This window comes from Halorubrum aethiopicum (genome assembly GCF_001542905.1).
In the GTDB taxonomy this organism is placed as follows: Archaea; Halobacteriota; Halobacteria; order Halobacteriales; family Haloferacaceae; genus Halorubrum; species Halorubrum aethiopicum.
Map to the genome: position 1 here is coordinate 1,522,316 of NZ_LOAJ01000001.1, position 18,898 is coordinate 1,541,213.

Consider the following 18,898-nt stretch of genomic DNA (forward strand, 5'->3'; position numbering starts at 1 on the left):
AGCCGACTACGTCGATCCGGGCGGCTCGGTCCCCGCGGACGGCTCGGTCCCCGCGGCCGGCTCGGTCGCCACCGCGGCCAGCAGCTCCCCGCCGTCGACGTCGCTCGGAACCTCGACGACCCGATCCGCCGCGTTCGCGATCCGACCGCGTGCGTCCGGCCCCTCGGTTCCGTCGGTGCGGTCGTCCCCGTCCGTCCGGTCGGGACCCGTCCCGTCACCGCCGACGACGACCGCGACGTCGGCGGCGGCGGCCAGTTCGCGCGCCGCCGCCAGCGACTCGGCGTCGACGGGCGCGAAGGGCGGGACGGTCACCGCCCTCGCGCCCGCGTCTGCGGCGGCCACGGCGGCGGCGTCGCCCTCGGGGACGACGCCGAGGGTGGTCGCGTGGCCGGCGGCCGCGAGCCGGGCCACGACCCGCGCCGCGTCCGGACCGGTGCCGACGACGTGGACCCGACGGGGGTCGGCGTCCGACCGCGGGAAGGCCGTGACCGCGGGCGTCCCGGTCGCCGGGTTCCGGCCGACGAACGCCTCCGCGTCGAACGCCTCGTGGACCGTCGCGGCGTCGAGCACGTCCGCCGGCGGGCCGTCGGCGCGGACCCGGCCGCCGGCGATGACGACGATCCGGTCGCAGTAGCGGGCCGCCATGTCGAGGTCGTGGATCGCCGCGATCGCGGCGCGGCCGTCGTCGGCGATGTCGCGGACGCGCTCCATCGTCGCCACGGCGTGGTTCACGTCGAGGCTCGCGGTCGGCTCGTCGAGCAGCAGCGCCGGCGTCTCCTGGGCCAGCGCCCGCGCGAGGAGGACCCGCTGACGCTCGCCGCCCGACACCTCGGTTATCGACCGATCGGCGAACCGCTCGACGCCGGCGGCGGCCATCGCCTCGTCGACCGCGGCCGCGTCCTCGGCGTCGTGGCCGTCGAACCGCCCGAGGTACGGGGTTCGGCCCATCTCGACGACGTGACGAACCCGGAAGTCGAAGGAGAGCCCCGTCTCCTGTGGAACGCTCGCCACGCGCCGGGCGACCTCGCGGGCGGACAGGTCGGCCGTCGGGTCGCCGTCGAGACGGACGGTGCCCCCGTCGGGCTCGATCGCGCCGGTCATCGCCCGGAGCACCGTCGTCTTCCCCGCGCCGTTCGGGCCGACGAGACCGACGAGCGTCCCCGGCTCGACGACGAGGTCGACCCCGGAGACCGCCTCGAGGTCGCCGAAGGAGACGGTCAGATCGCGGACGGCGACGAGCGGGTCGGCGGTGGAGGAGGGGTCGACGTCGGCGGGGGAGCGACCGGGGGCGGCGTCGTCGGCGTCGACCGCGGGAGCGGCGTCCCCGCTCACAGCTCGTGCACCTCGCGGTTCATGAGCAGGTAGACGAAGAAGGGCGCGCCGACGGCGGCGGTGACGACGCCGACCGGGAGCTCCGCGGAGCCGGAGCGGGCGGCCGTGTCGGCGGCGACGAGGAAGGTCCCGCCGGAGAGCGCGGCGGTCGGGAGCAGTATTCGGTGGTCGGGGCCGACGACGAGCCGGAGCATGTGCGGGACGATCAGGCCGACGAATCCGATTATCCCCGCGAACGCGACGCCCGCGGCCGTGATCAGCGCGCTCGCCGCGAGCAGGATCCGCTTCGTTCGCTCGACGTCGATCCCGAGCCCGTGCGCCTCCTCCTCGCCGAGCAGGAGGACGTTGAGGTCCCGGGCGTACACGAGAAGCACCGTGAAAAGCGGCGGGACGACGAGCATGGTGACGCCGACCTCGCTCCAGGCGGCCCCCGAGAGGTGGCCCATCAGCCACGCGACGATCCGGCGGAGCGACTCGCCGGCCTGTAACTGGAGGTACGAGATGACCGCGCCGAGGAACGTCTGGACGGCGACCCCCGCCAGGAGCAGCGTCGCGACCGGCGTCCGGCCGTGTCGCGTCGCGATGGCGTAGACGCCGAACGCCGCGATCAGCGCGCCGACGAACGCGAACAGGCTCACGCCGGTCCCGTAGGAGACGCCCACGTCGACCGCGCCGAGAAGCGGGAGCGTCAGCGTCGTCGACAGCGCGGTCGGGAAGACGATGAACGCGACCGCGCCGACGGCCGCGCCCGAGGAGACGCCGATGATCGAGGGGTCGGCCATCGGGTTCCGGAAGAACCCCTGCATCACGGTGCCCGCGGCCGCGAGCGAGAATCCGACGAGCGCCGCGAGGAGGATCCGCGGGAGCCTGACGAGCAACACGATCCGGCGGTGGACGTCGTCGACGGGGAAGGCGAACGGCGACCGGTAGGCGAACTCCACGCCGGGGAGCGCGAGCGGACCCGCGCCCGCCGTCCCGAACTCCACGCCCGCGGGCACGACCGCCGCGTTCAACACGATCTTCGCCACCTCCGCGGGCGGGATGGAGACGGGACCGATCCCGGCGCTGACGACGACGACGGCCGCCAGCGCGGCCGCTAGCGCGGTCGACCACGCGACGGCCCGACGCCGGACTCGCATTCGATAGGCAACAAAACTTGTAGTAGGTAAATACTTATTGGACCGGCCGTGTCGATACATCGATGCGAGACAGCTTCGCGGTCGCGGTCGCCCTGCTCGTGACGACCGCCCTCGTGGGCGGCGTCGCGGTCGGGGCGGCGGGCGCACAGCCGACGACCGAGACGGGCGACGCTCCGGAGATCCGCGGGACGGGGCCCCACCAGGCGGACGATGCGGAGTGTTCGTTCCCGCTCACCGTCACCGACGCGACGGGAATGGAGATCACTCTCGAGGAGCCGCCGGAGCGGATCACGACGACGAACCCGTCGGCCGCACAGACGCTGTGGGAGATCGGCGCGCGCGACCGCGTCGTCGGCGTGACCCAGTACGCCGCGTACCTCGACGGGGCGGGAGAGCGAACGAATGTCTCCGCCGCGGGCCTCGGCGTCGACGTCGAGAAGGTCGTCGGGACGGACCCGGACCTGGTGTTGGCCCCGAACGCCTCCGCCGACGACGTGGAGCCGCTCCGGAACGCCGACCTCACCGTCTACCACTTCTCGGAGGCGACCGACGTCGACGACATCGCCGAGAAGACGACGACCGTCGGCCGGCTGGTCGGCGCGTGTGACGCCGCCGCCGAGACGAACGAGGAGATGATGACCGCGGTCGCGGAGACGCGAAACCGGACCGCCGACCTCGACCGCCCGGACGCGCTCTACCCGCTGGGGAGCGGCTTCGTCGCCGCCGGTGACACCTTCATCGACGAGCTCATGACGATCGGCGGGGTCGAGAACGTCGCCGCCGCCGAACACGAGGGGTACCCGCAGCTCTCGGCCGAGGTCGTTCTCGAGCTGGATCCCGAGCTCATCCTCGTCAACGGTCCCGACGCGCCGATCATGGACGAGGAGCCGTACGCGAGCACGACCGCCGGCCGGGAGGGGAACGCGGTCGTCGTCGAGGTCCAGTGGCTGAACCAGCCGGCGCCGCGCAGCGTGATCGTGGCGACGTCGACCATCGCGGACGCGGTCGAGGAGTACAACGCGGCACAGGGGAGCGACGACGGGAGCGAGAGCGCCGACGACGGCGAAAGCGGGACGGAGAGTGACGCTGGCGGGAGTGACGCCGACGACAGCGACGGCGACGCCGGCGGGAGCGAGTCCGACGACGCCGGATCGGCCGGGACCGGCGACGAGGCTCCCGGGTTCGGGGTCGTCGCCGCGGTGCTGGCCGTGCTCGCGACGCTCGCCGTCGGCGTGACTCGCCGGCCGTAGGGAACCGTCGCGCCCGCCTCAGATCCCCTGACCCATCAGGTGGCTGCGCAACACGTCGGGGGTCTTGAGCCCGGCGTCGGTGTTGAGCAGGACGACGGTCTCGTCGCCCTCGAAGTACCCCTCCTCGGCGAGTTCCCACGCGCCCGCCGGCGCGGCCCCGCCCGCGGCGCCCGTCTCGATCACCTCGTTCTGGGCGACGGCGACCGCGCTCGCGAGGACGTCCTCGTCGTCCGCGGTCACCGCGGTCCCGCCGCTCTCCTCGATGGCCTCCAGGGCCTCGCGGCCGCCGGCGGGGTCGGGGATCTCCAACTCGCCGCAGATGGTGTCGGGCGTCGACCACGGCTCCGGCTCGTCGAGCCCGCGCTCGAGCGCGGCCGCGATCGGGGCACAGCCGCTCGCCTGGGCCGCGACGAGCCGGGGCACCGCGTCGATCGCGCCGATCCGCGCCAGCTCGGCGAAGCCCTTGTGGATCCCGGCGAGCACCTCGCCGGTGCCGGTCGGGACGACGACGACGTCGGGTGCGCCGCCGAGGTCCGCGACGAGCTCGAACGCGACCGTCTTCACCCCCTCGTGACGGTAGGGAGTCGTAAACTCGTTGAGGTCCATGTACTCCGTCTCCAGCTGTTCGTCGACGGCGGCGGCCGCGTCGGGGTAGCGCCCGCCGACGACCCGCATGTCGCCGCCGTGGACGTTCGTCATCGCCTTGTTCGAGAACGCGCAGCGCGAGGGGACGAACGCGTACGAGCGCAGCCCCGCCCGTCCGGCGTACGCGGCCATCGACTGGCCGGCGTTGCCGGGGCTCGCGCACGCGAGCGGCTCCACGTCGCGGTCGTCGGCGACCCCCGCGACCGCGGTCATCGCGACCGAGAGCCCGCGGTCGAGGACGGTCCCCGTCGGGTTCCGCCCCTCGTCTTTGACGTAGACGCGCTCGACGCCGAGCTCTCCGGCCAGGCGGTCGGTCGGCACGAGCGGGGTCGACCCCTCGCTCCCCGAGAGCGCGGCGGCCGCGGGGAACGGCAGGAGCGCGTCGTACCGCCAGTGGCCCAGCGCGCGTGCGCGCTCGGCGTCCCCCTCGCCGGCCGAAGCGGCTCCCGCGCCGAACAGCGCGTCGGGGTCGACCGCGTCGTAGTCGTAGGTCGGCTCGACGCGCCCCGTCTCCTCCGGGAGCTCCGCCGGGTCGGCCGTCTCGTACACCCGACCGGACGCGCGACTCTCCAGCCCGCGGAACGTCTCCGTCGTCTCCATACGCGACCTTGCGGCGGGCCCGACTAATCGCTTCGCTTCCCGCCCGCGCCGAATCGACAAACCTACCGACCGGCACGCCGCGTCCCGGTCGACCCGTCCCGCGGCCGCTTATTACCCGCCGGCCCGATACGACGCTCATGGACGCAGACGCCATCGTCGTCGGCGGCGGGCTGGCCGGGCTCGTCTCGGCGGCCCGGCTCGCGGAGGCGGGCGCGGACGTGACGCTCCTCGAACGGCGGCCGCGCGTCGGCGGCCGGGTCCGTTCCCGCGAGGTCGACGGATTCACGCTCGACCGCGGGTTCCAGGTGCTGTTCACGAGCTACCCGGCCGTGGCGCGCGAGATCGACGCGGACGCGCTGGACCTCCGGCGGTTCTCGCCGGGCGCGACGATCTGTCGGCCGGGATCGCGGGCCGTCCTCTTGGACCCCCTCCGCGAGCCGACCGCCGCGGTCGAGTCCGCGCTCAACCGCGAGGTGCCCTTCTCCGACAAGCTCCGCACGCTCGCGCTCCGATACGACCTCTCGAAGCGCGGAGAGAACGAGTTCTTCGCGGACGCCGGCTCCGCCGCCGACGCCTCGATCCGCGAGTACCTCGCGGACTGGGGTTTCTCGAGCGACTACGTCGCGAACTTCGTCGAGCCCTTCTACGGCGGGATCACCCTCGACCGGTCGCTGTCGACTTCGAAGCAGGTCTTCGAGTACACCTTCCGCGCGATGAGCCGCGGGTCGATCGCGATCCCCGCCGACGGGATGGCGGCGATCCCCGACCAGTTGGCCGAGCGCGCCGCGGACGCCGGCGTCGAGGTCCGCACCGGCGAGGACGTCGAGGCGGTCGACGTCGGATCCGGCGGCCGGTTCCGACTCGGCTCCGGCGGCCCCGCCGACGGCGCGCGCGTCGAACTCGCGGACGGGGAGACGCTCGACGCGGACTGTGTCGTCGTCGCGACCACGCCCCCGGAGGCGCGGCGACTGACGGGCGTCGAGTCGATCCCCGAGTCGGGAGTTCCGAACGTCACCGCGTGGTTCGCGCTCCCCGAACGGTCGTCGTTTTCGACCGGAAAACGGATCCTGCTCAACGCGGCCGGCGAGTCGCCGAACGCGGTCGTGCCGATCTCGGAGGTCGCCCCCGAGTACGCGCCCCGGAACCGCCCGCTGCTCGCGGCGACGTTCCTCGGCGAGACGGCGCTGGAGCTCGAGGCGGCCGACCTCCGCGAGGAGACCCGCGAGGCGCTCTCGGCGTGGTATCCGGAACGGGGGTTCGAGAGCCTCGAGACCGTCGCCGTCGACCGGATCCCCTTCGCGCAGTTCGCCCAGCCGTCGGGCGTCCACGCGACGCTTCCCGACCCGGACGACCCCGAGGGGCCGGTGGTGCTCGCGGGCGAGTACACCGAGTGGTCGTCGATCCAGGGCGCGCTGGAGAGCGGGCGGGCCGCGGCGGAGGCGGCGAGCGAGTACCGCTAGTCGCCCGGATCGTCGCGCCCGGGGTCGGTCGTGTCGCCCCCGTCGCCCCTGTCGCTCGAGTCCTCGTCCGGCAGCGTGAGTACGTTCTCGCGGCCCAGCCGGAACCCTTCCAGGTCGCCCTCGTCGCGGAGCCCGGTCACCACCTGGCTCGTTTTGGCGGCCGTCCAGTCGAGCTCCTCGGCGACCCGTTTCTGTTTCATCCGGCCCCCTTCGTGCTCAACGAGCCGCAGCACCTGCTCCTCGTTGCTCAAGAGATCCGCGTCGACGGGCGGGGCGTCCGCGTCGTCGTCCGTCGAACCGTCGTCCGTCGTGTCGTCGTCCATCGAGCCGTCCTCGGTCGACTCGTCGTCCGCGTCGTCGCGCTCCTCGGGCGCGTCGGTCGCACCCGGCTCCGTCGACGATCCGCCGCCCGCGGCAGCGCCGGTCGCCGCGGCTCCCGTCTCGGCCGGCGTCGGTTCCGCCTCCGCCGAGGGCGACTCCCGATCGCGCCGGGAGTACGCCAGGGCTCCGCCGAGGACGACGAGGAGGCCGACGGCGGCGAGGATCGGCAGCCCGCTCGGGATCGAGTCCACCACGGAGTCGGGGACCATCGAGACCCGCGGTTCGCCTCCGGCGAAGTCGACCGGACCGACCCAGACGACCGACCCGTCTCGCGTCTCCGCGGGTTCGGGGGAGGCCGCATCCAGCTCGTGGGAGTCCGGCCACGAGACGATGAGCGAGCTCTCCTCGTCGAGGAACATCCCGTCTATCGCGTCGCCGGCCGCGATCCGGCCGTCCTCGACGGTCGCGAACCCGCCCCAGCGGAACCGGTAGGTGACGACGCCGTACTCCTGGGGGATCTCCCGGCGCTCGGCGGTCACCGACACGTTCGAGACGTTCATCTCGCGGCCCGTCGCGTTCGCCGCCTCTCCGACCGTCGTCTCCATCCGCCCGCGGAACCGGTCGGTGTACGCCTCGGGGTTCGCCTCGAGGTCCGTCCGGAACTCCTCGAAGGCCCGCTCCTCGTCGCTCGTCGAGAGCCGCACCCGGTACTCGATCGTCCAGACCGCGTCGCCGTCGGCGTCGACGTCGACGGTGATCAACACGTCGTCGGGGTCGATCTCCTCCTGTTGGGCGAAGGGGTCCCCGGCGACGCCCGCGACGCCGGCGGACGCGCCGACGAGGAGGCCCGCCACGAGAAGGCCGACGACGAGGATCGGACTGACGAGACGCCAGTCGAGCGTCGAGAGCGCCGTCGTTCGCTGCACGGACGACACGACACGCGGACGCGCTAAATCGCTTCTCATGTCCGCCGTGGGCCTCGGGCGGCCGCCGTCGGAGCGAGCACGCTACGGGCCACCGCGTCCGCCGCCGCTCGCTCCGTCTCCCGCACCCGAGCCCGGATCGCCCTCGGACCCCGAGTCGGAACCGCTTCCGGCGTCGTCGCCGGTGTCTCCAGCGTCGTCGTCGCCGGCGTCGTTCCCGCCGTCACCGGCGTCGCCAGCGTCGCCAGCGTCCCCGCCGTCGCTTCCGGGGTTGTTCCCGCCGCCACGGTCGCCGTCGCTTCCGCGCGCTCCGTCGCTCTCGGACCCCTCGCCGCCCGACCTCTCGCCGCCGTTCCCGTCGGTGACGTTCCCCCGGGTGCCCGCCCCGTCGCGATTCGGTCCATCGCGCGCCGAGCCGTCGGCTACGGACCCGTTTCGCGGGCCGGTGTCGTCGGCTCCCGGTTCGGAGACGTTACTTCCCGGAGGGCCGCCTCCGGGGAGGTCGTCGATCGGACCGCCACCGCCCGGCGCGTCGGGACCGCCCGGGGCATCACCGCCCGGAGTGCCGGGACCACCTGGGGAATCACTGCCCGGAGTGCCGGGACCACCTGGGGAATCACTGCCCGGAGCACCCGGACCGCCCGGAGCGTCACCGCCCGGTGCGCCGGGACCGCCCGGTGCGCCGACCCCGGATCCGGGAGGGCCGCGGCGGTCCGGCCCCATCGGCGCGCCGGTCCGGTTCCCGCCGATCTCCCGGGCGATCGCCGCGACCTCCGGACCGCTCAGCTCGCTCGCGCGCTCGCGAAGAGCCCGGATCCGGTCGGCGTCGACCCCCCGTTCGGCGAGCGTCTCGTCCGGCAGGCCCGCCGCGACCTCGACGCTCCGGTTCGTCGTCCGGTTCACCGTCGCCACCCGCGTCCCGATCGCCGCCTGCCGAGCGGCGTACGCGCCGGGACTCACGTTCCCGGCCTCGCGGCGTTCACGGAGCTCCCGCTGCCGCTCCCGCAGCTCCGCGAGCCGCTCCTCGTTCCGCTCGAGCTGGGCCGCGATCACCGCCGCGCGCTCCTCGTCGGTCTCCGCCTCCGCGAGCCGGATCTCGAAGGTGCGCGAGGACACCTCGCCGTCGACTTCGGCCCCCTGGACGCCGATGACGCCGGAGAGCCGTTCGCCGGGGCTGAGGTCGCTCGTGTCGTTCGCGGCGGTCTCCGATCCGACCTGTGGCCGCTCGTCGGTGTCCCCGGAGACGCTCGCGTCGCCACCGGCGCCCGCGCCGTCGCCGATCGCGGGCGACCCCCCGGGATCGCCGGTCACCGCGGCTCCGAGCGGGACCATCGCGATCAGCCCCGCGACCGTCAGGGCCGCGACGAGCAACGTGATCCGTCGAGTCATACCTCCCGATCGGCGACCGACGCCTAAATACTCCCACACCCTTCGTTCCGGATCAAGCCCGATCAAGCCCGATTAAATCGGATGACCGCGTCGAGTCGGTCGAGTACCGTCGCGAGCGACACGACCGCGGTTCGAGTGAGGTCGAGCGAGGTTGAGCGGAGGTCGTTCAGTACGACTTCGCGAAGTACGCGGTCCGCTCCGCGGGGTCGCCGCAGATCGCGCACGTCTCCTCGTGGTTCGCGTCGCCGTCGCGGTCGGCGGCGTCGGTGTCGTCGGTGTCGTCGTCTCCCTCCCCGACGAGCGGGTCGTCGTCCTCGAAGGGGACCATGACGATCTCGGCGGCCATCGGCTCCTTGATCGGCTCCTCGCAGGCCTCGTCGCCGCACCACGGCGTCTTCACGTACCCGCCGTGCTGGCCGAGGGTGCCGAGGATCCCGGCGCGGTCGTCCGCCTCCCGGACCTCCCCGTCGAGGGTGTCCTCGGCGGCCGCGTACAGCTTCGCGTACACCGTATCGAGGTGGTCGCGGACGGTGTCTGCGACGTCCTCCCGGTCCTCGACGTGCTCCTCGCCGTCGGGGCGGTGGTTCAGCGTCAGCTCGTCGTCCTCGACCTCGTAGGGGCCGATCTCGATCCGCAGCGGGATCCCGTTCAGCTCGTGTTCGTTGAACTTGAACCCGGGGTTGCGCTCGTCGCGGTCGTCGAGTTCGACGCGGATCCCCGCGTCCTCGAGGTCGTCCGCGACCCCCTCCGCGTAGTCGAGCACGTCGGCCTTGGTGTCCTCCTGCCAGATGGGAACGACGACGACCTGCGTCGGCGCGACCGTCGGCGGGAGCACGAGCCCCTGCTCGTCGGAGTGGGTCATGATCAGCGCGCCGAGCGCGCGCCAGGAGAGCCCCCACGAGGTCGTGTGGGCGGTCCGATCGTTCTCATCGGCATCGGAGAAGGTGATGTCGAACGCCTCCGCGAACGACTTTCCGAGGTGGTGGGAGGTCGCGCCCTGGACGGACTTCCCGTCGGGCATCAGCGCCTCGACGGTCGTCGTCGTGTCGGCACCGGGGAACGTGTCGTGGTCGGGCTTCTGGCCCTTGAGGACCGGGATCGCGAGGAAGTCCTCGTAGACGGACTCGTACTGGTCGAGCCGGGTCATCGTCTCCTCCCAGGCGTCCTCGCTCGTCGCGTGGGCGGTGTGGCCCTCCTGCCAGAGGAACTCCTTCGTCCGGAAGAACGGCTTCGTCTCCGTCGCCTCCCAGCGCACGACCGAACACCACTGGTTCACCCGCAGCGGGAGGTCGCGGTGGCTCCGCACCCACTGGGAGATGTACGGCGTGATGATCGACTCGGAGGTGGGCCGCACCGCGAGCCGCTCCTCGAGCTCCTTCGTGCCCGCCTCGGTCACCCACGCGACCTCGGGATCGAACCCCTCGACGATGTCCTTCTCGCGTTCGAGATACGACTCGGGGATGAACATCGGGAAGTAGGCGTTCCGAACGCCGGTGTCCTTGAACTTCGCGTCGAGAAAGCCCTGGAGCCGCTCCCAGACCGCGTACGCTCGCGGCCGCGTGACGATGAAGCCGCTCATGCCCTCGGGGCCGTAGTCCGCGAGTCCCGCCTTCCGCACGACCTCGGCGTACCACTCGCCGGTGTTGTGTGACTTGGACTCGGTGATGCCGAGCTCCTGGTCGTCGTCGCTCATTGTTCCTCACACGGCGGGTCGCGGGCTTAAAAGGTCCGAAGGCGCGTGCGGGAGCGGGGGAGGAACACGCACGCAGGGGTGGACGCGTGCGGGAGCGGCGGATCGGAGAAAGGTTAACTCCCCCGCAGGTCCTACGCTCCGGCATGGACCTGTCGGGGCTCCGCCGTCACGCGTCGCGGTCGCTCGCGGGCCGCCGCGAGGCGGCCGTGTTGGCCCCGGTGATCGAACGCGACGGCGACGCCCACCTGCTTTTCACGAAGCGGGCCGAACACCTCGGGGAACACCCCGGGCAGATGAGCTTCCCCGGCGGCGGCCGCGAGCCGGTCGACCGGACCCTCACCGACACCGCGCTCCGGGAGGCGAACGAGGAGGTCGGCATGCGCCCCGACGAGGTCGACGTCGTCGGCCGCATCGACGACACGCGGACCAGCAGCGCCTACGCGGTCCGGCCCTTCGTCGGGGTCGCCCCCGACCGCGAGTACGTCCCCGACGAGTCGGAGGTCGCCGAGGTCGCCGTCCTCCCGGTCGCGGCCCTCACGGACCCCGCGAACTACGAGTCCGAACGGCGGCTCGGCCACCCGGAGTACGGCGACCACCGCGTCCACTACTTCCACGTCGACGGCTACACCGTCTGGGGCGTGACGGGGCGGATGGTCGTCCAGATCCTCGAGCGCACCACCGACTGGCGCGCGCCGCCCGAGCCCGACCGCGTCGTCGGCCCCGAGGCCGACTTCCCGATCTGAGCGGGAGACGACGGGCGACTCCGGTCGCCCCCGACCGCGAACGGCTGGATTCAAGTCCGCCGACCCGGAACCGGAGGGCATGCAACCCGGAGATCGCGTCCGCGTCGACCGCGGGGACGTCACGAACGAGGGCGTCCTGTTGCCCTCGACGACGCGCGACCACCTCGTCGTCAAGCTCGACGGCGGGTACAACGTCGGCATCGACCGCGACGCGGCCGACGTCGAGGTGCTGGAGTCGGGCGCGCGCGACGTCGACGACGCCGGCGACGCCGCGGGCGAGGCCAGCGAGATCACCTTCGACGACGACCTCCCGACGGTGGCGCTCATCTCCACCGGCGGCACCATCGCCTCGACCGTCGACTACCGAACGGGCGCGGTCACGGCCCGGTTCGACGCCGAGGACGTGTTGCGGGCGGTCCCCGACCTCGCCGGCCGCGCGAACTACCGCGGGCGCGTCGTCGCCAACATCCTCTCGGAGAACATGGAGCCCGACATCTGGCGGGACCTCGCCGAGGCGGTCCGCGAGGAGGTCGAGGCCGGGGCCGACGGCGTGGTCGTGATGCACGGGACGGACACGATGCAGTTCTCCGCGTCCGCGCTCGCGTTCGTCCTGGACGTTTCCGTCCCGATCGTGTTCACGGGGAGCCAGCGCTCCGCGGATCGGCCCTCCTCGGACAACGTGATGAACGCGGTGTGTGCCGTGGAGGCCGCGAAGGCCGACCACGCCGAGACGCTGGTGTGTATGCACGCGAGCCCCTCGGACGACGTCTGCGCGCTCCATCGCGGAACCAGGGTCCGGAAGAACCACACCTCGCGGCGCGACGCCTTCGAGACGGTCGGCGCGGAGCCGCTCGGCCTCGTCGACTACGAGGCCGCCACCGAGGCGGGAGCCGACGGCGACGTCGCGGAGGAGGCCATCACGTGGAACCGCGATCCCGCGCCGCGGGGCGGCGAGGACGGCGAGGAGGACGAGGGAGCCGATCCCGCCATCGCGGCCGATCTCGAACCCGAGGTCGAGCTCGCGAAGTTCACGCCGGGGATGGACCCCGCGGCGTGGGACTACCTGGAGGGGAAAGCCGGCGTCGTGATCGAGGGGACGGGGCTCGGCCACGTCCACACCGACCTCATCCCGCGGGTCGAGTCGCTCGTCGAGGGCGGCACGGTCGTCGTCATGACGAGCCAGTGTCTCGAGGGGCGGGTGTGCGACCGCGTCTACGACACCGGCCGCGACCTCCTCGATGCCGGCGTGATCGAGGCGGGCGACACCCTCCCCGGCACCGCGAAGGTGAAGCTGATGTGGGCGCTCGCGAACCTCGACGACTCCGCGGCGGCGATGCGCCGCGACCTCGCGGGCGAGCTCACCGAGGAGTCGCGGCCCTGGCGGTGAGCGGCGAGCCATGAACCGGATCGCGGTGCGGGAGGCCCGCCCCGCCGACGTTGACGCGGTCGTCGCCTTCACCGGCGACACGTGGGTCGACCGCTCCGACGACTACGTCCCGCGGGTGTTCGCCGACTGGGTCGCGGCCGACGACGACGCGCGGCGGACGCTCGTCGCGACCGTCGCCGCGGACGATCCGGCGCTCCCCGCAGACGACGCCCCGTTCGTGACCGGCGACGGGACCGGCGCGGCCGCCCCCGGCGAGCCGGAGGCGGTCGTCGGCTGTATCCAGGGCGTCCGCCTCTCCGAGTGGGAGGCGTGGGCCCAGGGGATCCGCGTCCGCCCCGCCGTCCGCGGGCTCGGCGCGGGCACCCGCCTCACGCGGGCCGTCCTCCGGTGGGCGCGAGACGCGGGCGCGACGGTCTGCCGCAACATGGTGTTCTCCTGGAACGTCGCCGGCCTCGGGCAGTCGCGGGCGGCGGGGTTCGAGCCGACGACGTCGTTCCGGTTCGCCCACCCCGATCCGGACCCCGTGTCCGACCGGGACGACGGTCGGGTCGCGGCCGTCGACGACCCGGACCCCGACGCGGCGTGGGCCTTCTGGCGGGGCAGCGACGCCCGCGCCCACCTCGACGGGCTCGCGCTCGACCCGACCGAGTCGTGGGCGTGTTCGGAGCTCACCCGGGAGCGGCTGGCCGCGGCGGCCGCGGAGGGGCGACTGATCGCGGTCGCGGACGGCGGGATCGCGGGGATCGCGGTCCACGCCCGGATCACGGAGTACGAGTCGATCACGGAGGACCACGCCGACGGCGAGACCGACCGGACGGCGGTCTACGGCGTCGCGGCGTGGCGGGACGCGGCCGCCGCCGGCGGGCTGTTCGGGGCGATCGCCCGCGACGCGGCCGGGCGCGACGCCACGGCCACCCGCGTGCTCGTCCCGGAGACCGTCGAACACGTCAGCGACGCGGCCGCCAACCGCGTGCGCGTCGCGGCGGAGCCGGACTTCGTGACGAGCGCGGACCTCACGGACCCGACGGTCGGCCGCGACTGAGCCGCCTCGGCCGATCACGACCGACCGCGACCGACCCGGACCGCTACGCTCTTTTCTCCCGCTCCCCCAGAGCGCGTATGGACCCGGCTCTGCTCCAGTTCGCGACGCTCCGGTCGGTCCTCTACTACGGCGCGGTGTACGGGATCGTCCTCGCCGTCGCGGTCTGGATCTACCGGGACGCGAAGGCGCGCGGCAGCGACCGGGCGCTGGCGTGGTTCCTCGCGACGCTCGTGTTCACCATCCTCCCGGTGGTGGCGTACATGTACCTCCACCGCGACGTGGGGCCGGTGGGGCCGGACGGACCGAACGGCCCCGGCGGGTCGGAGTGACGCGACCGGTCTCGCCCGTCAGGTATCGATCGCGATACTCGAACCCGAACGCCTAATTTCCCCCGTCCCGGCCGTCTCGACATGTTCGCGATCCTGCCGGACGCGCTCCGACTGATCGTCGTCCCCGTCTTCTGCTGGGCGGCGGTCCGGGACGTCCGGACCCGGCGGCTCCCGAACCGGGTCTGGCCGCCGCTGTACGCGTTCGGCGCGCTGCTGCTGCTCTGGGACGCCGCCCTGCTGTTCCCGTTCGCGGGCCTCGAGGGGCGGCTGTTCCTCGTGCGGGCCGCCGTCAGCCTGCTCTTCGTCGCGCCGCTCGGCTACGCGTTCTGGTACCTCGGCGCGTTCGGCGGGGCCGACGCGAAGGCGCTCATCGCGCTCGCGATCGTCTTCCCGACGTTCCCGAGCTACGAGGTCGCCGGCCTCTCGCTCCCGCTCGTCGAGACCGCCCTCGGCGTCTTCTCGCTCACGATCCTCACGAACACGGTGCTCCTCGGGTTGGCCTACCCGGTCGGACTGGGCCTCGCCAACCTCGCTCGCGGCCGCGTCTCGCCGACGATGTTCCTCGCCCGCCCGGTGGCGACCGACTCGCTGCCCGAGCGACACGGCCGGCTGTTCGAGGACCCGGAGGGAACGACCCGGAGCGGGCTCGACCTCGACGCCCTCCGGATGTACCTCCGGTGGCGGGGACTGACGCTCGCGGAGCTCCGGAGCGACCCCGACCGCCTCCGCGACCCCGAGAGCGTCGGCGAGACGTTCGACCCGACCGACGGCGGAACCCACGTCGGCCTCGCCACCGACGGCGGCACCGCCGTCGAGCCGGCTCCCGATCTCGACGACCCGTGGGCCGCGGAGCGGTTCCTCGCCGAGATCGACCGCGGCGCGTACGGGACCGACGCCGAGACGCTCCGCGGGGGACTGGAGGTCGTCGCGGCCCGCGAGACGGTCCGCGTCTCGCCGGGGATGCCGTTCGTCGTGCCGATGGCGGCAGGGCTGGTCGTCTCGGTCACCTACGGCGACGCGCTGTTCGCGCTGCTCGGCGCGTTCGGAGCGGTGTGAGTCGAGAACGACGCGGACCGCGAACCCTCCCGAGCGACGACCCGGTCAGGCCTCGATCGGCAGGTCGCCGACGGTCGAGACCCGCGTGCCGATCGGCCGTTTGACGAACTCGCCGAGCTCGACGCCGAACAGCCGGCTCACGCCGCGCTGGGCGGCGACGTCGAGCAGCCGCTGGTCGATCCGGCCGTCGACGACGACCGCGTGGGGCGGCTCGGACGCCTCCTCTATCGCGTCGAACGCGCCGTCGGCCTCGACCTCCTCGATGACCCCGAGGTCGTCGTCGAGCAGCCTCGCGAGCCCGCTCTCGCGGTCGACGATCTCCTGGACGTGCTCCTCGAGCGACCGGGGCTCGTCGTCGATGAGTTCCGAGTCGCTCGCGTCGGTCGCGTCGAAACCGTCGTCCGCGTCGTCCACGTCGTCGTCGCTCTCGGTGTCGTCGGTGGCGGCATCGCTCTCGGCGGGGTCGCTCCCGGCGGCAGCGTCATCGGCGCCGTCGGCGGGATCCGCGGTATCGACCTCGGCCCCGTCGGCGGCGTCGCCATCGACGTCGCCGTCGTCCTCGACCGCCTCGACGGCGGCAGCGGAGTTGGCGGCCTCGGCTCCGTCAGCGGAGTTGGTGGCGTCAGCGGAGTCGGCAGCGTCGGCCCCGTCGGCGTCGGACTCCGTGTCGCTCCCCGGATCGTCGCCGGCGGCGTCCTCGGCGGAGGGGTCGCGGTCCGCGTCGGGATCGGTCCCTCCGGCCTCGATCGCCCCGTTCTCGTCGGTCGGGTCGGCCGTCGGGGCGCTGCCGGCGGCCTCCCGCAGGTTCGGCGCGTCCGCGAGCGTCTCGTAGGGGACCTTCCCGCGGAGCGCCTCGAAGACGGCCCCGCGGTCGAGGTCCTCGACGGACTCGCCCGGCGGCGCGAACGCGACGTAGTCGACCTCGCCGACCTGCGCGAGCTCGCGGAGGATGAGCTCTCCGCCGCGGTCGCCGTCGAGGAAGGCGGTGACCGTGCGCGACCGCGTGAGGTCCGCGACCGCGTCGGGGACGTTCGTCCCCTCGACGGCGACCGCGTTCTTGATCCCGCACTCGAGCAGCGTCGAGACGTCCGCGCGCCCCTCGACGACGATCACGGCGTCGGAGTCGCCGACGCGCGGGCCGGCGGGGAGCCCCTCGTAGTCGACGATCCCCTCGACGCGGGCGGCGTCGCGGACCTCCTCCAACACGTCGTCGCTCGCGAGGCTCGTCTCCTCGAAGCCGCTCGCGACGAGCTCCTTGGCGCGCTCGACGACCTCGCGGCGCTTGGCCGCGCGCACGTCCTCGATGCTCGTCACCTCGACGGCGGCCCCGCAGGGGCCGATCCGGTCGATGGTCTCGAGCGAGGCCGCGAGGATCGCGGTCTCGACCTTGTCGAGGCTCGATGCGACGGTCACCTCGCCGAATGACTGGCCGTTCTCCGACCGTATCTCCACGTCGATCCGGCCCACCTTCGAGGACTCCTGGAGGTCCCGCAAGTCGAGCTCGTCGCCGAGGAGCCCCTCGGTCTGCCCGAACACCGCGCCGACGACGTCGCTCCGCTCGACGACGCCGTCGGCCGCGATGGTGGCCCGGATCAGGTATTTGGCTGTGTCGTTCATGTGATGAGTGATGGTGATGTGAACGGACGGCGAGTCGCCGTCCCGTTTCGAGTAGGATCGGTCCGGAAAAATACCTGTCGACCCGCGGACCCTCGCCGCGAGCGGGAGACGAGTCGACGGACCGATGCGACCGCCGCGGGGTCGACTGGAGGTATTAACGGGATCGGTCCCCTACGTGTCCCCACCGATGCGAGTTCGGAGAGACCTCGTCTGGATCCCGGTCTTCGCGGCCCTCGTCGCCTTCGCCGTCCCGTGGCCGCTGTGGGGCGTCGACCGCGTCGTCGCCGGGTTGCCGGCGTGGATCTGGTGGCACGTCGGCTGGCTCGTGCTGTGTTCCGCCGCGTTCCGGCTGTTCGTCCGGAGCGGCGCGTGGGAGCGCGGGATGGGGCTCGACTCCCCCGGTGGGGCGGGCGGAACCGACGCGTCGGCCGGGAGGGGTGATCGGCGGTGACCGCCCCGATCGGGCTCGGCCTCGGCGTCGTCGTCGGCTACCTGCTCGTCGCGCTGACGATCGGGCTCGTCGCCTACCGGCTCACGGAGACGACCGCCGAGGACTACTACCTCGCGAACCGGTCGATCGGCACGGTCGTGCTGCTCTTCACGACGTTCGCCACGCTGCTCTCGGCGTTCACCTTCTTCGGCGGGCCGAACCTCGCGTACGCGGCCGGCCCGGAGTGGCTGATCGTGATGGGGACGCTCGACGGCGTGCTGTTCGCGGTGTTGTGGTACGTCGTCGGCTACAAACAGTGGCTGATCGGCGACCGGCACGGCTACGTCACGCTCGGGGAGATGCTCGGCGACCGCTTCGGCTCCCCGGGGCTCCGCGCGCTCGTCGCCGGGGTCAGCCTCCTGTGGCTGTTCCCGTACGTCATGCTCCAGCAGATGGGCGCCGGCGAGGCGCTCGTCGGGCTGACCGGCGGCGCGGTGCCCTACTGGGGCGGCGCGGCGCTGATCACCGCGTTCATGATCGCGTACGTGACCCTCGCGGGGCTGCGCGGCGTCGCCTGGACCGACACGATACAGGGGCTGTTCATGCTCTCCGTCGTCTGGGTCGCCGCCGCCTGGGTCGTCTCGGCCGTCGGCGGCGTCGGCGCGGCGACCGGGTCGATGGTCGCCGCTCGCCCCGAGTTCGCGAGCTTCGGCGGCGGCGTGTACACCCCCGGGTTCATCGTCTCCACGGCGATCACCATCGCGTTCGGCGTGACGATGTTCCCGCAGATCAACCAGCGCTTCTTCGTCGCGGAGTCGGGGATGGTGTTCAAGCGCTCGTTCGCGCTGTGGCCCGTCCTCGTGTTGCTCCTCTTCGTTCCCGCGTTCCTGCTCGGCGCGTGGGCCGTCGGGATGCCGGTCGACGTGCCCGAGGGGGCGAACGTGCTCCCGGTCGTGTTGAACGCGTACACGCCGACCTGGTTCGCCGCGCTCGTGATCGCGGGCGCGATGGCCGCGATGATGTCCTCGTCGGACTCGATGCTGCTCTCGGGCTCGTCGTACTTCACGCGCGACCTCTACCGGCCGTTCGTGGCCCCCGACGCCTCCGAGCGCCGCGAGGCGTGGGTCGCCCGGACCGGCGTCGTCGCCTTCGCCACGCTCGCGTTCCTCGCGAGCCTGCTCCGGCCCGGCACGCTGATCCAGGTCGGCGACACCGCCTTCTCCGGGTTCGCGCTGCTGTCGCTTCCCACCCTCTGTGCGCTCTACTGGGACCGCACCACCCGCGACGGGATGGCCGTCGGGATCGCCGTCCCGCAGGCGATCTACCTGCTCGTGGTGCTGTCGTCGGTGCTCCCGGTCGTCCCGACGCTCCCGCGGACGATCTCCGTCGCCGGATCCGGCGGGTGGGACGTCGCGCTCGGGTTGATGGTCCTCTCCGCCGTGCTCACCGTCGGCGTCTCGCTTCTCACCGCGCCGACCGCCGAGAGCGACGCCTCCCGGTTCGCGGTCGCGGGCGACTGAGGAGCCGCCGGCAGAGGCGACC

Annotated in this window: 16 protein-coding genes; 9 read left to right on the top strand and 7 right to left on the bottom strand. The window is 73.0% G+C overall.

What is annotated here, in order from left to right:
• Nucleotides 1-6: 6 nt before the first annotated feature.
• Together AXA68_RS07285 and btuC are read right to left on the bottom strand one after the other, a co-directional pair.
• The gene (locus AXA68_RS07285; RefSeq protein ID WP_066414692.1) at nucleotides 7-1,332 is read right to left on the bottom strand and encodes an ATP-binding cassette domain-containing protein; all 1,326 of its coding nucleotides are present in this window, start codon (nucleotides 1,330-1,332) and stop codon (nucleotides 7-9) included.
• Complete coding sequence (gene btuC / locus AXA68_RS07290; protein WP_066414694.1) at nucleotides 1,329-2,471, bottom strand: vitamin B12 ABC transporter permease BtuC; 1,143 nt, start codon at nucleotides 2,469-2,471, stop codon at nucleotides 1,329-1,331. Before btuC ends, AXA68_RS07285 begins: the two co-directional genes overlap by 4 nt.
• Before the next feature lie 62 nt (nucleotides 2,472-2,533).
• Here btuC and AXA68_RS07295 point away from each other — a divergent pair, with 62 nt between their 5' ends.
• Nucleotides 2,534-3,721 carry a PGF-CTERM-anchored ABC transporter substrate-binding protein gene (locus tag AXA68_RS07295; protein ID WP_066414696.1) on the top strand — a complete coding sequence of 396 codons (1,188 nt, stop codon included), beginning with the start codon at nucleotides 2,534-2,536 and terminating at the stop codon, nucleotides 3,719-3,721.
• A gap of 18 nt (nucleotides 3,722-3,739) precedes the next feature.
• Here AXA68_RS07295 and AXA68_RS07300 read toward each other — a convergent pair whose 3' ends face one another.
• Entirely contained in the window at nucleotides 3,740-4,966 is a 1,227-nt protein-coding gene (locus AXA68_RS07300) for a threonine synthase (protein ID WP_066414699.1), read from the bottom strand.
• 137 nt (nucleotides 4,967-5,103) lie between these two features.
• On the opposite strand from AXA68_RS07300, the gene AXA68_RS07305 reads away from it, so the two are divergent.
• Nucleotides 5,104-6,426 carry an NAD(P)/FAD-dependent oxidoreductase gene (locus AXA68_RS07305; protein ID WP_066414702.1) on the top strand — a complete coding sequence of 441 codons (1,323 nt, stop codon included), beginning with the start codon at nucleotides 5,104-5,106 and terminating at the stop codon, nucleotides 6,424-6,426.
• Here the strand turns inward: AXA68_RS07305 and AXA68_RS07310 are convergent.
• The 3 genes from AXA68_RS07310 to proS form a co-directional block, all read right to left on the bottom strand.
• Nucleotides 6,423-7,673: a helix-turn-helix transcriptional regulator gene (locus AXA68_RS07310; protein WP_232745064.1), complete on the bottom strand. Its 1,251-nt coding sequence runs from the start codon at nucleotides 7,671-7,673 to the stop codon at nucleotides 6,423-6,425. The genes AXA68_RS07305 and AXA68_RS07310 overlap by 4 nt on opposite strands.
• An 81-nt stretch (nucleotides 7,674-7,754) precedes the next feature.
• Nucleotides 7,755-9,059 (bottom strand): DUF7096 domain-containing protein, encoded by a 1,305-nt coding sequence (locus AXA68_RS07315; RefSeq protein WP_066414705.1) that lies wholly within the window; start codon nucleotides 9,057-9,059, stop codon nucleotides 7,755-7,757.
• A 166-nt stretch (nucleotides 9,060-9,225) separates the two neighbouring features.
• Entirely contained in the window at nucleotides 9,226-10,752 is a 1,527-nt protein-coding gene (gene proS, locus AXA68_RS07320; protein ID WP_066414709.1) for a proline--tRNA ligase, read from the bottom strand.
• Nucleotides 10,753-10,895: 143 nt separating this feature from the next.
• On the opposite strand from proS, the gene AXA68_RS07325 reads away from it, so the two are divergent.
• The 5 genes from AXA68_RS07325 (at nucleotide 10,896) to AXA68_RS07345 (ending at nucleotide 15,309) form a co-directional block, all read left to right on the top strand.
• A complete protein-coding gene (locus tag AXA68_RS07325) occupies nucleotides 10,896-11,495 on the top strand; it encodes an NUDIX hydrolase (protein WP_066414712.1) in 600 nt (199 codons plus the stop codon).
• Nucleotides 11,496-11,574: 79 nt separating this feature from the next.
• Nucleotides 11,575-12,882: a Glu-tRNA(Gln) amidotransferase subunit GatD gene (gene gatD, locus AXA68_RS07330; RefSeq protein ID WP_066414714.1), complete on the top strand. Its 1,308-nt coding sequence runs from the start codon at nucleotides 11,575-11,577 to the stop codon at nucleotides 12,880-12,882.
• 10 nt (nucleotides 12,883-12,892) lie between these two features.
• The gene (locus AXA68_RS07335) at nucleotides 12,893-13,924 is read left to right on the top strand and encodes a GNAT family N-acetyltransferase (RefSeq protein ID WP_066414716.1); all 1,032 of its coding nucleotides are present in this window, start codon (nucleotides 12,893-12,895) and stop codon (nucleotides 13,922-13,924) included.
• 77 nt (nucleotides 13,925-14,001) lie between these two features.
• Nucleotides 14,002-14,253 carry a hypothetical protein gene (locus tag AXA68_RS07340; protein ID WP_066414719.1) on the top strand — a complete coding sequence of 84 codons (252 nt, stop codon included), beginning with the start codon at nucleotides 14,002-14,004 and terminating at the stop codon, nucleotides 14,251-14,253.
• An 81-nt stretch (nucleotides 14,254-14,334) separates the two neighbouring features.
• Entirely contained in the window at nucleotides 14,335-15,309 is a 975-nt protein-coding gene (locus AXA68_RS07345; RefSeq protein WP_066414720.1) for an A24 family peptidase, read from the top strand.
• Nucleotides 15,310-15,354: 45 nt separating this feature from the next.
• Here the strand turns inward: AXA68_RS07345 and dnaG are convergent, their stop codons facing one another.
• Nucleotides 15,355-16,926, bottom strand: a complete 1,572-nt coding sequence (gene dnaG / locus AXA68_RS07350) for a DNA primase DnaG (RefSeq protein ID WP_066414723.1) — start codon at nucleotides 16,924-16,926, stop codon at nucleotides 15,355-15,357.
• A gap of 187 nt (nucleotides 16,927-17,113) precedes the next feature.
• On the opposite strand from dnaG, the gene AXA68_RS07355 reads away from it, so the two are divergent.
• Complete coding sequence (locus AXA68_RS07355) at nucleotides 17,114-17,377, top strand: DUF3311 domain-containing protein (protein ID WP_066414733.1); 264 nt, start codon at nucleotides 17,114-17,116, stop codon at nucleotides 17,375-17,377.
• The gene (locus AXA68_RS07360; RefSeq protein ID WP_066414736.1) at nucleotides 17,374-18,876 is read left to right on the top strand and encodes a sodium:solute symporter family protein; all 1,503 of its coding nucleotides are present in this window, start codon (nucleotides 17,374-17,376) and stop codon (nucleotides 18,874-18,876) included. The genes AXA68_RS07355 and AXA68_RS07360 overlap by 4 nt, the downstream gene beginning before the upstream one ends.
• The last annotated feature ends 22 nt before the right edge of the window (nucleotides 18,877-18,898 follow it).